A 15,235-nucleotide genomic window follows, 5' to 3' on the forward strand; every position below is an offset into this window, starting at 1 on the left:
GCGGCGATGGTAAGCCGTGAATATGTCGGCACGATTACATGTCGATTCTGCACCGTCCCCGGCGGACGTGGCGCGCAGTGGCTGAGAGGAAAGTTGCGGATCGGCCGGGGTACATGGCCGCATGGTAAAATCCCACGATTGTCTGCGGTCCCAAGCAGCCTGAACCAACGTCAGAGAAGATCGACCCGCCAATGGATCAATTCGCAAAAGAAACAATCCCTATTTCCCTCGAAGAAGAGATGCGCAAGAGCTACCTCGATTACGCCATGAGCGTGATCGTGGGCCGGGCCTTGCCGGATGCACGCGATGGCCTGAAGCCGGTACACCGCCGTGTGCTGTTCTCCATGCACGAAAGTAATTACCACTACAACCGGCCGTACGTGAAGTGCGCCCGCGTGGTGGGTGACACGATGGGTAAATACCACCCGCACGGCGATGCGTCGATCTACGACACGCTGGTGCGGATGGCACAGGACTTCTCGCTGCGCTACACGCTGGTGGATGGCCAGGGTAACTTCGGCTCGATCGACGGCGATGCCGCGGCGGCCATGCGTTACACCGAGTGCCGCCTCGACAAGATCGCCGGCGAACTGCTGGCCGACATCGACAAGGAAACCGTCGACTTCCAGCCGAACTACGACGGCAAGGAAAAAGAACCGACGGTGCTGCCGACGCGCGTGCCGAACCTGCTGATCAACGGCTCGTCCGGCATCGCGGTCGGCATGGCCACCAACATCCCGCCGCACAACCTGGCCGAAGTGATCAGCGGTGCGCTGCACGTGCTGGCCAACCCGGACTGCACGGTGGACGAGCTGATCGAACTGATCCCGGCGCCAGACTTCCCGACCGGCGGCACGATCTATGGCGTGTCCGGCGTGCGCGACGGCTACCGCACGGGCCGCGGCCGCGTCGTCATGCGCGCCAAGACCCACTTCGAGGAATACGGCAAGGACGGCGGCCGCATGGCGATCATCGTCGACGAGCTGCCGTACCAGGTCAACAAGAAGTCGCTGCTCGAGCGTATCGCCGAGAACGTGCGCGACAAGAAGCTGGAAGGCATTTCCGACATCCGCGACGAGTCCGACAAGTCGGGCATGCGCGTGGTGATCGAGCTGAAGCGGGGCGAAGTGCCGGAAGTGGTGCTGAACAACCTGTACAAGCAGACCCAGTTGCAGGACACCTTCGGCATGAACATGGTGGCGCTGGTGGACAACCAGCCCAAGCTGATGAACCTGAAGGACCTGCTGTCGGTGTTCCTGTCGCACCGCCGCGAAGTGGTCACGCGCCGCACCGTGTTCGAGCTGCGCAAGGCGCGCGAGCGCGGCCACGTGCTGGAAGGCCTGGCCGTGGCGCTGGCCAACATCGACGACTTCATCGCCATCATCAAGGCCGCGCCCACGCCGCCGCTGGCGAAGACGGAGCTGATGGCGCGCGCCTGGGATTCGTCCCTGGTGCGCGAAATGCTGGCCCGCACGGGCGATGGCGGCATCGTGGACATCAACGCCTTCCGTCCGGAACACCTGCCGAAGCATTACGGCATGCAAGCCGATGGCCTGTACAAGCTGTCCGACGACCAGGCGCAGGAAATCCTGCAGATGCGCCTGCAGCGCCTGACGGGCCTGGAACAGGACAAGATCGTCAACGAATACAAGGACGTGATGGCGCAGATCGCCGATCTGCTGGACATCCTGGCCAAGCCGGCCCGCGTGACGGCGATCATCAGCGACGAGCTGACCGCCGCCGTGACCGAATACGGCGCGAAGGACGTGCGCCGCTCGACGATCGAGCACAACGCCACCGACCTGGAAACGGAAGACCTGATCACGCCGCAGGACATGGTGGTCACGCTGTCGCACATGGGCTACATGAAGGCGCAGCCGATCTCCGAGTACCGCGCCCAGAAGCGCGGCGGCCGCGGCAAGCAGGCCATGGCCACCAAGGACGAGGACTGGATCGACCAGCTGTTCATCGCCAACACGCACGACTACATCCTGTGCTTCAGCAACCGCGGCCGGATGTACTGGCTGAAGGTGTGGGAAGTGCCGCAAGGCTCGCGCAATTCGCGCGGCAAGCCGATCGTCAACATGTTCCCGCTGCAGGACAATGAAAAGATCACCGTGGTGCTGCCGCTGTCCGGCGAAAACCGCACCTTCCCGGAAGATCACTATGTGTTCATGTCCACCAGCCTGGGCACCGTGAAGAAGACGCCGCTGAAGGATTTCAGCAACCCGCGCAAGGCCGGCATCATCGCCGTGGACCTGGACGAGGGCGACTTCCTGATCGGCGCCGCGCTGACCGACGGCAAGCACGACGTGATGCTGTTCTCCGATGCCGGCAAGGCGGTGCGCTTCGACGAGAACGACGTGCGCCCGATGGGCCGCACGGCGCGCGGCGTGCGCGGCATGAACCTGGACGAAGGCCAGAACGTGATCGCGCTGCTGGTGGCCGAGAACGAGCAGCAGACCGTGCTGACGGCCACCGAGAATGGCTACGGCAAGCGCACGCCGATTACCGAGTACACGCGCCACGGCCGTGGCACGAAGGGCATGATCGCGATCCAGACCACCGAGCGCAACGGTAAAGTCGTGGCCGCCACGCTGGTCGATCCGAGTGACGAGATCATGCTGATCACCACCGGCGGCGTACTGATCCGCACGCGCGTTTCCGAGATCCGCGAGATGGGCCGCGCCACCCAGGGCGTGACGCTGATCGCCGTCGAGGATGGCACGCACCTGTCGGGCCTGCAGCGCATCGTCGAGGCGGATGCCGACGAGGTGGATGCCCTGGCCGAGGCCGCGGCCGGTGCCGTGGCCGATCCGGCGCCGGAGGCCGCGGCCGGCGATGCGCCAGCCGACGATCTGCCGGGCGACGATTCGCCGGCAGCTGATTCATCTGACGCAGACCCATCAGCAGAGTAAGTACAGCCCGCGGGCCCCGTCCGAACCACCGGACCGGGCCCGCGGTTTTTTGTCCCACTGGTCCCACTGAACGGATGCCCTGAACATGAAAAAAATCGCTGCAACCCTGCTCGTATCGCTGGCCTGCGCCGGCGCCTTCGCCCAGAACGCGCCGGCACCGCTCACCACCCAGGCACCGGCGCCGGATCCCAAGGCCGCCGCCGCCGCGCGCGAACTGCTGGATGCGATGAATTACCGCGCCACCACGGCGGCCGCCATGAAGCAGATGACCAACAACATGCCGGCCATGATGCGCTCGGGCGCGGAAGGTTCGATCCGCAACAACCCCAAGCTGTCGGAGAAGGAAAAGGCCGACAAGCTGGCCGAGCTCGACAAGATGGTGCCGCAGGCCGTGAACGCCGTCAAAAAAGTGCTGGAAGATCCGAAGCTGGCCGACGAGATGATGGCCGAAGTGGTGCCGCTCTACGCGCGCTACTTCACGGCCGACGAGATGAAGCAGCTGGCCACGTTCTACCGCACGCCGATCGGCAAGAAATCGCTGCAGGTGATGCCGCAGCTGATGGGCGAGGGCATGCAGGTGGGCCAGCGCGTCATCGGTCCCCGCATCAACAAGCTGATGCAGGAACTCAACCAGCAGCAGCTCAACCAGCAGCAATCGAAGAAATAAGGAGCCGCGCGTGACGACCATCTACAACTTCTCCGCCGGCCCGGCCGTACTGCCGAAGGAGGTGCTGCAGCAGGCCGCCGCCGAGATGCTGGACTGGCACGGCAGCGGGATGTCCGTGATGGAGATGAGCCACCGCGGCCCCGAATTCATTTCGATCTACCGCCAGGCCGAGAGCGACCTGCGCGAGCTGCTGGCCGTGCCGGACAATTACCGCATCCTGTTCATGCAGGGTGGCGGCCTGTCGCAGAACGCGATCATCCCGATGAACCTGGTCGGCAGGAAGGGCCCGGGCGCCACCATCGACTTCGTCCATACGGGTTCGTGGTCCGGGAAGTCGGTCAAGGAAGCCGCGCGCTACGCCAAGGTCAACGTGGCGGTATCGGCCGAAGCCAGCCGCTATACGGTGGTGCCGCCGCAGTCGGAATGGAAGCTGACGCCGGATGCGGCCTACCTGCACCTGTGCACCAACGAGACCATCGACGGTGTCGAGATCGACTTTGCGCCCGAGGTGCCGGCCGGCGTGCCGATCGTGGCCGACATGTCGTCGCACATCCTGTCGCGCCAGGTCGACGTGTCGAAATACGGCCTGATCTTCGGCGGCGCGCAAAAGAACATCGGCCCGGCCGGCGTCACCGTCGTCATCGTGCGCGACGACCTGGTCGGCCATGCGCTGCCGGCGTGCCCGTCCGCGTTCGATTTCAAGAACGTGGCCGACAACGAATCCATGTACAACACGCCGCCCACGTACGGCATCTACATCGCCGGCCTGGTGTTCCAGTGGCTGAAGAAGAACGGCGGCGTGGCGGCGATGGAACAGCGCAATATCGAGAAAGCCAGGCTGCTGTACGCGGCACTGGATGCGGACGACTTCTACCAGAATCGCGTCGCCCCCCAATACCGCTCGCGCATGAACGTACCGTTCTACCTGCGCGACGAATCGCAGTACGAGGCATTCCTGGCCGGCGCGAAGGCGCGCGGGCTGCTGCAGCTGAAGGGCCACAAGTCCGTCGGTGGATTGCGCGCATCGATCTACAATGCGATGCCGATCGAAGGCGTCCAGGCGCTGGTCGATTATCTGAACGAGTTTGCAAAGCGGTAGTTCCTGCAATCGATGACGCAGCGGGACTACCGGCTGCGTTAGCCCCAAGGGCGTAACCCTGGGGTCGGACCCGCCGGGTCCGACCCCGGCATCTGCCTCGGGGGTATGCATGAGCAATCGTTTCGCTACCAGATCCCAAGCAAAACCATGACAGACAAACTGAAACCCTTGCGCGACCAGATCGATGCGATCGACGCGCAAATCCTGTCCCTGCTGAACCAGCGCGCCAAGGTCGCGCAGGAAGTGGGGCATGTAAAAGCCGAAACCAACGCCCCGGTATTCCGCCCCGAACGCGAAGCCCAGGTGCTGCGCAGCGTGGCCGAGCGCAATCCGGGCCCGATCGGCGATACCGAGGCGCAAACGATTTTCCGCGAGATCATGTCGGCCTGCCGCGCGCTGGAAAAGCGCGTGACCGTCGCCTACCTGGGCCCGTCCGGCACGTTCAGCGAACAGGCCGTCTACCAGCAGTTCGGCCACGCCGTCGAGGGCATGCCGTGCGCTTCCATCGATGAAGTGTTCCGCGCCACCGAGGCCGGTACCGCCGAGTTCGGCGTCGTGCCGGTCGAGAACTCGTCCGAGGGCGCCATCAACCGCACCCTCGACCTGCTGCTGCAGACACCGCTGATCATCAGCGGCGAAGTGGCGATCGCCGTGCACCACAGCCTGATGAGCAAGACGGGCACGATGGGCGGCGTGACGGCGATCTGCGCCCATTCGCAGGCGCTGGCCCAGTGCCAGGTCTGGCTGAACGAGCATTATCCGCACGTGGAGCGGCGCGCCGTCGCGTCGAACGCCGAAGCGGCGCGGCTGGCCAGCCTCGATCCTTCGGTGGCCGCGATCGCCAGCGAGATCGCCGGCACCCAGTACAACCTGGGCATCGTCAACAGCCATATCCAGGACGATCCGCACAACCGCACCCGCTTCGTCATCGTCGGCCAGCTGCAGCCGGGGCCGTCCGGCAGCGACCGCACCTCGCTGGTGCTGGCCGTGCCGAACAAGGCCGGCGCCGTGTACCAGCTGCTGGCGCCGCTGGCCAGGCACGGCGTGTCGATGACGCGCTTCGAATCCCGTCCCGCGCGCGTGGGCACGTGGGAGTACTATTTTTATGTCGACATCGAAGGCCACGTCCAGAACCAGGCCGTGACGCAGGCGCTCGCCGAACTCAAGGGGAACGCCGCCTTTTTCAAGGTGCTGGGCTCTTACCCGACCAGCCTGAACTGACGCAGTTGAACCCTAGAGAGAAAATTTATGTCCAAGCAATTTGGTCCAGCGCATTTTGGCCCCGAATATGTCCGCGCGATCGCTCCCTACCAGGCGGGCAAGCCCATCTCGGAAGTGGCGCGCGAGTTCGGCCTCGACGAGGCAAACATCGTCAAGCTGGCATCCAATGAAAACCCGTTCGGCGTGCCCGAATCGGCCCAGCAGGCCATGGCCAAGGCCGCAAGCGACCTGGGCCGCTATCCCGATGCCAATGCCTTCGAACTGAAGCAGGCCCTGTCGCAGCGCTACGACGTGCCGCCCGAGTGGATCACGCTGGGCAACGGCTCCAACGACATCCTGGAAATCGCCGCCCACGCGTTCGTGGAACGGGGCCAGTCGATCGTCTACGCCCAGTACTCGTTCGCCGTATACGCGCTGGCCACCCAGGGTGTCGGCGCGCGCCATATCGTGGTGCCCGCGAAAGACCATGGCCACGATCTCGACGCCATGCTCGACGCGATCGAGGAAGACACCCGCCTGGTCTTCATCGCCAACCCGAACAACCCCACCGGCACCTTCGTGCCAGGCGCAGAGATCGAAGCCTTCCTGCAGAAGGTGCCGTCCAACGTGGTGGTCGTGCTGGACGAGGCCTACAACGAATTCCTGGCCGAGGAAAACCAGTACGAATCGGCGAGCTGGGTGCGCCAGTACCCGAACCTGCTGGTCTCCCGCACGTTCTCCAAGGCCTATGGCCTGGCCGGGCTGCGCGTCGGTTTCGCGCTGGCGCAGCCGCAGCTGACGGACCTGATGAACCGCATCCGCCAGCCGTTCAACGTCAACTCGCTGGCGCAGGCCGCCGCGATCGCCGCCCTGAACGACAAGCAGTTCCTGGAAAAGAGCGCGCGCAACAATGCCGCCGGCTACCGGCAGTTCGTCGAAGCGTTCGAAGCGATGGGCCTGCAGTACGTGCCGTCGTACGGCAACTTCGTGCTGGTCAAGGTCGGCGACGACCTGGCCGCCGGCGCCCGCGTCAACCTGGCCTTGCTGAAGCAGGGCGTCATCGTGCGCCCGGTGGGCAACTACGGCCTGCCCGAGTGGCTGCGCATTTCCATCGGCCTGCCGCAGGAGAACGCCGTGCTGATCGCCGCCTTGCAGAAGGCGCTGGCGGACGGCCGTGCTGAATAAGATCGTCGTTTATGGCGTCGGCCTGATCGGCGGCTCGTTCGCGCGCGCCCTCAAGGCGGCCGGCGCCGTGCGGCACGTGGTCGGCATCGACCGCTCCGAGGCATCGGCACTGCGCGCGCTGGAGCTGGGCATCATCGACGAGGCAGTGGTGGGAGCACAAGCGGATGCGGCAGCGGAAGCGGCAGCCATTCGGAGTGCCGATCTGGTGGTGCTGGCTACGCCCGTCGCGCAAACCGCGCGCATCCTTCAAGGGCTGCTGCCGCATCTCGGCGCGCAGACCATCGTCACCGATTGCGGCAGCACCAAGGCCGATGTCGTGGCGGCGGCGCGCGCCGTGCTGGGCGACCGCATCGGCCAGTTCGTGCCGGGCCATCCGATCGCCGGGCGCGAGACCAACGGGCCGGATGCGGCGATCGCCGACCTGTACATCGGCAAGAAGTTCGTCGTCGCGCCGCTGGCCGAGAACGCACCGGAAGCGGTGGCACGCGTGACGGATGCATGGCGGGCCTGCGGGGCGATCATCCATCGCCTGACGCCGGAAGAGCACGACAAGGTGTTCGCTTCCGTCAGCCACCTGCCGCACCTGCTGGCCTACGCGCTGGTCGACGATATCGCCGGCAAGCCGCATGCCGACCTGCTGTTCCAGTACGCCGCCAGCGGCTTCCGCGACTTCACCCGCATCGCCGGCTCGTCGCCGGAAATGTGGCGCGACATCAGCCTTGCCAACCAGGCCGCGCTGCTGTCCGAACTGGACGCCTACATGGCGCAACTGACGCACCTGCGCGAACGCCTGGCGGCAGGCGACGGCGCTACCCTCGAAGCCGTGTACGGCAACGCGCAGCGCGCGCGCCGGCGCTGGATCGAGGCGATCGAGGCGGCCGAAGCGCCGCCCCCAAAAGACACCGCAGAATAAAAGGATTTCTATCATGGCTGAATTGAATCACCCGCCGTTCATCGACCTGAAGCCGGTGATGCACGTGGAAGGCGTGGTCCGCCTGCCGGGCTCGAAGAGCATCTCCAACCGCATCCTGCTGCTGGCCGCGCTGGCCGAAGGCGAAACCAAGATCGTCGACCTGCTCGATTCCGACGACACGCAGGTGATGCTGGCCGCGCTGCGCACGCTGGGCGTGGAATGGAAGGAAGAACCGCAGGAGGCAGTGAACGGCACCGCGCGCACGATCCACCGCGTGCACGGCGCCAACGGCAGCTTCCCGAACCGCCAGGCCGACCTGTTCATGGGCAATGCCGGCACCGCGATCCGCCCGCTGACGGCGGCGCTGGCCGTGATCGGCGGCGACTACAAGGTGAGCGGCGTGCCGCGCATGCACGAACGCCCGATCGGCGACCTGGTCGACGCGCTGAACGCCGTCGGCGCGAACATCGAGTACACTGGCAATGCCGGCTTCCCGCCGCTGCATATCCGCGATGGCCAGTTCAACACGAACAAGCTGTCGGTGCGCGGCAACGTGTCGAGCCAGTTCCTGACCGCGCTGCTGATGGTGGCGCCGCTGATGGCGCATTCCCATGCGGTGACGATCGAGGTCGAGGGCGAACTGATCTCCAAGCCGTACATCGAGATCACGCTGAACCTGATGCGCCGCTTCGGCATCTCGGTGGAGCAGGACGAATGGCAGTCGTTCACGATCGCCTCCGGCCAGCGCTACCAGAGCCCGGGCAACATCCATGTCGAAGGCGATGCCTCGTCGGCGTCGTACTTCATGGCGGCCGGCGCGATCGCCGGCGGCCCGGTGCGCGTCGAAGGCGTGGGCCGCGATTCGATCCAGGGCGACGTGCGCTTCGTGCACGCGCTGCAGGAAATGGGCGCGCAGATCACGATGGGCGACAACTGGATCGAAGCGAAATCCTCCGGCCCGTTGAAGGCCATCGACGCCGACTTCAACCACATCCCGGACGCCGCGATGACGATCGCGATCGCCGCGCTGTACGCCGAAGGCACCAGCACGCTTCGCAACATCGCCAGCTGGCGGGTGAAGGAAACCGACCGCATCGCCGCCATGGCCACCGAGCTGCGCAAGCTGGGTGCCGAGGTGGAAGAGGGCGCCGACTACCTGAAGGTGACGCCGCCGAAGGTGCTGTCCGCCGCCACTATCGACACCTATGACGATCACCGGATGGCGATGTGCTTCTCGCTGGCCTCGCTGGACGGCGCCGCCCGCCGCGGCGCCGACGTGCGCATCAACGACCCGAAGTGCGTGGCCAAGACCTTCCCCGACTACTTCACCGCCTTCGCCGGCATCGCGCACGACGCGAAGTATTAATCTCCAGCAAGCCGTTGGCGTAATTCAACCCAGCGGCAACTGCCGGGGGCAGAACCGTCGGGGTGAAGCAGGGGTTTCGCGAAGAATGCTTCGCGCCTGCGGAACGGTGCTGGCATGCAGGCCAGCACTCCACCCTGACCCCAGGGTTTGCTTCTGGGGTTGATTTTGGCGCCACCAACGCTCTGCTTATCACAGCCGCCGGGTTAAAATCCGCCCCATGCCTACCTCCCACATCCCCGTCATCACGATCGACGGCCCCACCGCATCCGGCAAGGGGACCGTTGCCCACAAGGTCGCCGACAAACTCGGCTTCCACCTGCTCGATTCCGGTGCGCTGTACCGCCTGACGGCGCTGCAGGCGCTGCGCCGCGGCACGCCGCTGACCGATGAACATGCTCTTGCGAAACTTGCCGAGCACCTCCACATCCACTTTTCGGGCGACGCGATTTTCCTGTCGAACGAAAACGTGAGCGACGCCATCCGCGCGGAAGAAGTCGGCAATACCGCATCGAAGATCGCCGCGTTGCCCGCCGTGCGCCAGGCGCTGTACGGCTTGCAGCTGGGTTTTCGCAAGGCGCCCGGCCTGGTGGCCGATGGCCGCGACATGGGCACGGTAATCTTTCCACATGCGCAATTAAAAGTGTTCCTGACCGCAAGTGTGGAAGCGCGCGCGGATCGCCGCTATAAGCAATTGATCGGCAAAGGAATTTCTGCTAATATGGACGACCTCCTGATGGATTTGCGAGCGCGCGACGACCGGGATACGCACCGGGCCATCGCACCTCTCGTCCCCGCAGAGGGGGCGCATGTACTCGATACCTCGAACATGACGGTGGAAGCCGCCGTAGAACAGGTGCTGGGATGGTATGCGGCCGCCGGGAGGTAGCGAGTAGTAAGGCTATGAAGCCATGCAAGGCTTTGAAGCTATGTTGTAGAGCAGGAGCTGCGGCGTGCTCTGTCCGTGCGCAGTGTGTTTAACCCCTAACCCAGTTGAAGTCGCATGTTGCGAGCCTTACTGGATAACCTGGAATATTTAAATGGAAAGTTTCGCAGCCCTCTTCGAAGAGTCCCTGTCGCGTCAAGACATGCGCTCTGGCGAAGTGATCTCCGCTGAAGTCGTGCGTCTGGATCACAACTTCGTGATCGTTAACGCCGGCCTGAAATCGGAAGCTTTCATCCCCGTTGAAGAATTCAAGAATGACCAGGGCGAACTGGAAGTCAAAGTAGGCGACTTCGTTTCCGTGGCCATCGAATCGCTGGAAAATGGTTTCGGCGATACCATCCTGTCGCGCGACAAGGCCAAGCGCCTGGCATCGTGGCTGGCACTGGAAAAAGCCATGGAATCGGGCGAGATCGTCACCGGTACCGTGAATGGCAAAGTCAAGGGCGGCCTGACCGTTCTGACCAACGGCATCCGTGCCTTCCTGCCGGGTTCGCTGGTCGACACCCGTCCGGTCAAGGACACCACCCCGTTCGAAGGCAAGACCCTGGAATTCAAGGTCATCAAGCTGGACCGCAAGCGTAACAACGTCGTCCTGTCGCGCCGCGCCGTCATCGAAGCATCGATGGGCGAAGAGCGCCAGAAGCTGATGGAAACGCTGAAAGAAGGCACGGTCGTGACCGGCGTCGTGAAGAACATCACCGACTACGGCGCGTTCGTGGACCTGGGCGGCATCGACGGCCTGCTGCACATCACCGACCTGGCATGGCGCCGCGTGCGTCACCCGTCGGAAGTGCTGACGGTTGGCCAGGAAATCACCGCCAAAGTGCTGAAGTACGACCAGGAAAAGAACCGCGTTTCGCTGGGCGTGAAGCAGCTGGGCGACGATCCTTGGACCGGCCTGTCGCGTCGTTACCCGCAAGGCACCCGCCTGTTCGGTAAAGTCACGAACCTGACCGACTACGGCGCGTTCGTGGAAGTGGAACAGGGCATCGAAGGCCTGGTCCACGTGTCCGAAATGGACTGGACCAACAAGAACGTGGCCCCGAACAAGGTCGTGCAGCTGGGCGACGAAGTCGAAGTCATGGTTCTGGAGATCGACGAAGAGCGTCGCCGTATCTCGCTGGGCATGAAGCAGTGCAAGGCCAATCCTTGGGACGACTTCGGTGTCACCCACAAGAAGGGCGACAAAGTCCGTGGCGCGATCAAGTCGATCACCGACTTCGGCGTGTTCATCGGCCTGGCTGGCAACATCGACGGCCTGGTGCACCTGTCCGACCTGTCCTGGACCGAGTCCGGCGAAGAAGCCGTGCGCAAGTTCAAGAAGGGCGACGAACTGGAAGCCGTGGTTCTGGCGATCGACGTCGAGCGCGAGCGCGTTTCCCTGGGCGTGAAGCAGCTGGAAGGCGACCCGTTCAACAACTTCGCAGCCCTGAACGACAAGGGTTCGCTGGTGACCGGCACCGTGAAATCGGTGGAGCCGAAAGGCGCCGTGATCCAGCTGAACGAAGAAGTCGAAGGCTACCTGCGCGCTTCCGAAATCTCCCGCGACCGCGTGGAAGATGCCGGCACGCACCTGAAGGCTGGCGACAAGGTCGAAGCACTGGTCATCAACATCGACCGCAAGGCACGCAGCATCCAGCTGTCCATCAAGGCCAAGGACAATGCTGAAACCGCCGAGCAGATGCAGAAGATCGCTTCCGACAGCAACGCCGCATCGGGCACCACCAGCCTGGGCGCACTGCTGAAGGCCAAGTTCGACAATAAGAACTAAGCACGAAGTAAATAACCAACAGACTTTTCTGGAACGCAGATGACCAAGTCCGAACTGATCAACCGCCTGGCTGAGCGTTATTCGCAGCTGGTGGCCAAGGATGCGGAGTATGCCGTGAAGACCATTCTCGACGCGATGACCGGTGCCTTGTCGGCCGGCCAGCGCATCGAGATCCGGGGCTTCGGCAGCTTTGCCCTGAACAGCCGGCCACCGCGCATCGGCCGCAATCCGAAGTCCGGTGACAAGGTGATGGTGCCTGAAAAACGGGTACCGCACTTCAAGCCGGGCAAGCAGTTGCGCGAGCGCGTGGACGCGATGGTCGGGCAACCGATCATCGAGGATTGAAGTCTCCGCTTACAGATGGTCGAAAAGGGGTGGGCGAAAGCCCGCCCTTTTTTTTTAGCCTGAAAAGTTGTAATGTCCGGCATGAGTGAAAAACGGGAACGCTAAAGCATGAAAATCATTTCCACGGTCGTTGGCATAGTGCTGTTTATCCTGTTCTTCGGCTTTGCCCTGAAAAACACCCACGAAGTCGACCTGCACCTGTTCCTCAACTACGAATTGCGCGGCCCCCTGGTGCTGGTGCTGCTGGCCTTCTTCGCGGCCGGCGCCGCCCTCGGCGTGCTCGCACTGACACCCTCGATCGTCCGCCAGCGCCGCGAAGCGACGCGGCAAAAGACCATGATCCTCACGCTGCAAAGCGCCGCGCTGCAGGTCAACCGCGCGCCCGACAACGTCAACGCGCAGCAGTAACGCCGCCGCCGCCGCGGCCCCCACTTCAATAAGAACAAACACGCACACATGGAATTCGAACTCTGGTGGTTACTGGGCATCCCGGCCTTCTTCGGCCTGGGCTGGATTGCCGCGCGCGTCGACATCCGGCAACTGGTGTCGGAATCGCGCACGCTGCCGCGCGGCTATTTCAAGGGCTTGAACCACCTGCTGAACGACCAGCCGGACAAGGCGGTCGACTCCTTCATCGACATCGTCAAGCAGGACCCCGAATCGACCGAGCTGCATTTCGCGCTGGGCAACCTGTTCCGCCGCCGCGGCGAGACCGAGCGGGCGATCCGCATCCACCAGAACCTGCTGTCCCGCCCCGACCTGCCGGCCGACGAGCGCGCGCACGCGGAATATGAACTGGGCCAGGATTACCTGAAGGCGGGCCTGCTGGACCGCGCCGAGGAAACCTACACGCGCCTGCTCGACACGTCGTACGCGGTGCAGGGCCGCCGCGCACTGCTCGAGATCTACCAGCGCGAAAAGGAATGGCAGCGCGCCATCGAGGCGGCGATCGCCCTGCAGGAAGCCGGCGCCGGTTCGCGCCAGAAGGAAATCGCCCAGTTCTACTGCGAGCTGGCCCAGGACGCGCTGGTGCACATGCATCCGGACGATGCGATGCCATTGCTGGACAAGGCGCTGCACGCCGACCGTACCAGCGTTCGTGCCACCATCCTGTGCGGCGACGTGCACATGGCCAAGGGCGACGCGGAAGGCGCGCTGGCCATGTGGCGCCGCGTGGAACAGCAAAGCGTGCCGCACGTGGCGCTGGTGGCCCAGCGCATCATGGACGGCTACAGGAAAGTGGAAAGGGCGCCAGAGGGCCTGTCGCTCCTGAAGTCCTACCTGCAGCAGGCCTCGTCGATCGACCTGCTCGAAGTGGTGTTCAAGGCCGTGCTCGACCTGGAAGGCGTGGAAGCGGCGCGCAACCTGGTTGGCGACGAACTGCGCCGCACGCCCACCTTGCTGGGCCTCGACAAGTTCCTCGAAGCGCGCATGCTGGACGCCTCGCCGGCCGTGCTGGCCGAGCTGTCGCTGGTGCAGAACCTGGTGCACGGCTACACGCAGAAGCTGGCGCGCTACCAGTGCAGCCATTGCGGCTTCAAGGCGCGCCAGTTCTACTGGCATTGCCCGGGTTGCAGCCGCTGGGAAACCTACCCGCCGCGCCGCACCGAAGAATTGAATGTGATGAATTAATTTGTTGGGAGGGCATGAAGCAACCCAGCGGCAAATACAGGGGTCGGACCCGCCGGGTCCGACCCCGGCTTTTGCTCCTGGGGTGGCTCCAGCCGACCGACACTAAAGGACTTGATCTTGACCCTCACCCCCTACACCACCCCCGCCCTCGATAAAGTCCGCCTCCTCGTGGTCGGCGACGTCATGCTCGACCGCTACTGGTTCGGCGAAGTCGCCCGCATCTCGCCGGAAGCCCCGGTGCCCATCGTGCGCGTTGAAAAGCGCGAAGCCCGGCTGGGCGGCGCGGCCAACGTGGCCCGCAACGCCGCCGCGCTGGGCGCGCAGGCCGGCCTGCTGGGCGTCGTCGGTGCCGATGAAGCGGGTACCGAGGTCGAACGGCTGCTGGCCGGCGGCGGCATCCACAGCTACCTGAAGCGCGACGAGGCGATTTCCACGATCATCAAGCTGCGCGTGATCGGCCGCCAGCAGCAGATGCTGCGCATCGACTTCGAGGAGCCGCCCAGCGACGTGGTCCTGCGCGACAAGCTGCTGCAATACCGCGCGCTGCTGCCGGACCACGACGTGATCGTGCTGTCCGACTACGCCAAGGGCAGCCTGGTCAACGTGACGGACATGATCATGGCCGCCCGCGCGGCGGACAAGATCGTGATGGTCGATCCGAAAGGCGACGATTTCACCCGCTACACGGGCGCCACGGTGCTGACCCCGAACAAGGGCGAGCTGAAACGCATCGTCGGCAGCTGGAACAGCGAGGAACAGTTGACGGACAAGGCGCAGAACCTGCGCGAGTCGCTGCTGCTGGAAGCGCTGCTGCTGACCCGCTCGGAAGAGGGCATGACGCTGTACACGAAGGACCAGCGCTTCCACATCCCGGCCGATGCGCGCGAAGTGTTCGACGTGTCCGGCGCGGGCGATACCGTGATCGCCACCATGGCCGCCATGCTGGGCGCCGGCGCTGGCTGGCAGGAAGCGGTGCAGACGGCGAACCGCGCCGGCGGCATCGTGGTCGGCAAGCTGGGCACCGCCACCGTCACCCGCGAAGAACTGTTCGGCGGCTGACGGGAGCGTCCGTCGTACCCGAGCACTTATCGCGCCGGCGCGGCGCTTGTCCACGTTGGGCGGCGCCCGTCGCAACGCTCCCACGCGGGGCAGGCAACACGGCACAGTGATGGCATGACAGCTTCGTCATGCCTCTT

13 protein-coding genes are annotated in these 15,235 nt (G+C 64.4%); all 13 read left to right on the forward strand.

The features are described from left to right. The first annotated feature begins 191 nt into the window (after positions 1-191). The 13 genes from gyrA to rfaE1 all read left to right on the forward strand — a co-directional run bounded on the left by gyrA (position 192) and on the right by rfaE1 (position 15,098). Complete coding sequence (gyrA, locus tag OU994_RS08875; RefSeq protein ID WP_281610458.1) at positions 192-2,918, forward strand: DNA gyrase subunit A; 2,727 nt, start codon at positions 192-194, stop codon at positions 2,916-2,918. Positions 2,919-3,003: 85 nt separating this feature from the next. After that, positions 3,004-3,585 carry a DUF2059 domain-containing protein gene (locus tag OU994_RS08880; RefSeq protein WP_131147209.1) on the forward strand — a complete coding sequence of 194 codons (582 nt, stop codon included), beginning with the start codon at positions 3,004-3,006 and terminating at the stop codon, positions 3,583-3,585. 10 nt (positions 3,586-3,595) lie between these two features. Beyond that, positions 3,596-4,684, forward strand: a complete 1,089-nt coding sequence (gene serC / locus OU994_RS08885; protein WP_281610459.1) for a 3-phosphoserine/phosphohydroxythreonine transaminase — start codon at positions 3,596-3,598, stop codon at positions 4,682-4,684. A gap of 147 nt (positions 4,685-4,831) precedes the next feature. Next, a complete protein-coding gene (gene pheA / locus OU994_RS08890) occupies positions 4,832-5,905 on the forward strand; it encodes a prephenate dehydratase (RefSeq protein WP_281610460.1) in 1,074 nt (357 codons plus the stop codon). Positions 5,906-5,932: 27 nt separating this feature from the next. Then, complete coding sequence (gene hisC / locus OU994_RS08895) at positions 5,933-7,069, forward strand: histidinol-phosphate transaminase (protein WP_281610461.1); 1,137 nt, start codon at positions 5,933-5,935, stop codon at positions 7,067-7,069. Continuing rightward, complete coding sequence (locus OU994_RS08900; protein WP_281610462.1) at positions 7,059-7,982, forward strand: prephenate dehydrogenase/arogenate dehydrogenase family protein; 924 nt, start codon at positions 7,059-7,061, stop codon at positions 7,980-7,982. Before hisC ends, OU994_RS08900 begins: the two co-directional genes overlap by 11 nt. A gap of 13 nt (positions 7,983-7,995) precedes the next feature. After that, a complete protein-coding gene (aroA, locus tag OU994_RS08905; protein WP_281610463.1) occupies positions 7,996-9,348 on the forward strand; it encodes a 3-phosphoshikimate 1-carboxyvinyltransferase in 1,353 nt (450 codons plus the stop codon). A 217-nt stretch (positions 9,349-9,565) separates the two neighbouring features. Next, positions 9,566-10,234, forward strand: coding sequence for a (d)CMP kinase (cmk, locus tag OU994_RS08910; RefSeq protein ID WP_281610464.1), 669 nt, complete (start codon positions 9,566-9,568; stop codon positions 10,232-10,234). 151 nt (positions 10,235-10,385) lie between these two features. After that, positions 10,386-12,062, forward strand: a complete 1,677-nt coding sequence (gene rpsA, locus OU994_RS08915) for a 30S ribosomal protein S1 (RefSeq protein WP_130185743.1) — start codon at positions 10,386-10,388, stop codon at positions 12,060-12,062. Positions 12,063-12,101: 39 nt separating this feature from the next. Next, positions 12,102-12,407: an integration host factor subunit beta gene (locus OU994_RS08920; protein WP_130185742.1), complete on the forward strand. Its 306-nt coding sequence runs from the start codon at positions 12,102-12,104 to the stop codon at positions 12,405-12,407. A 108-nt stretch (positions 12,408-12,515) separates the two neighbouring features. Further along, positions 12,516-12,815, forward strand: a complete 300-nt coding sequence (locus OU994_RS08925; protein WP_131147203.1) for a lipopolysaccharide assembly protein LapA domain-containing protein — start codon at positions 12,516-12,518, stop codon at positions 12,813-12,815. Positions 12,816-12,863: 48 nt separating this feature from the next. Then, the gene (gene lapB, locus OU994_RS08930) at positions 12,864-14,039 is read left to right on the forward strand and encodes a lipopolysaccharide assembly protein LapB (RefSeq protein ID WP_281610465.1); all 1,176 of its coding nucleotides are present in this window, start codon (positions 12,864-12,866) and stop codon (positions 14,037-14,039) included. Positions 14,040-14,156: 117 nt separating this feature from the next. Next, a complete protein-coding gene (gene rfaE1, locus OU994_RS08935) occupies positions 14,157-15,098 on the forward strand; it encodes a D-glycero-beta-D-manno-heptose-7-phosphate kinase (RefSeq protein ID WP_281610466.1) in 942 nt (313 codons plus the stop codon). The last annotated feature ends 137 nt before the right edge of the window (positions 15,099-15,235 follow it).

Origin of the sequence: Pseudoduganella sp. SL102 (assembly GCF_027856995.1) — a bacterium.
Classification (GTDB): domain Bacteria; phylum Pseudomonadota; class Gammaproteobacteria; order Burkholderiales; family Burkholderiaceae_D; genus Rugamonas; species Rugamonas albidiflava.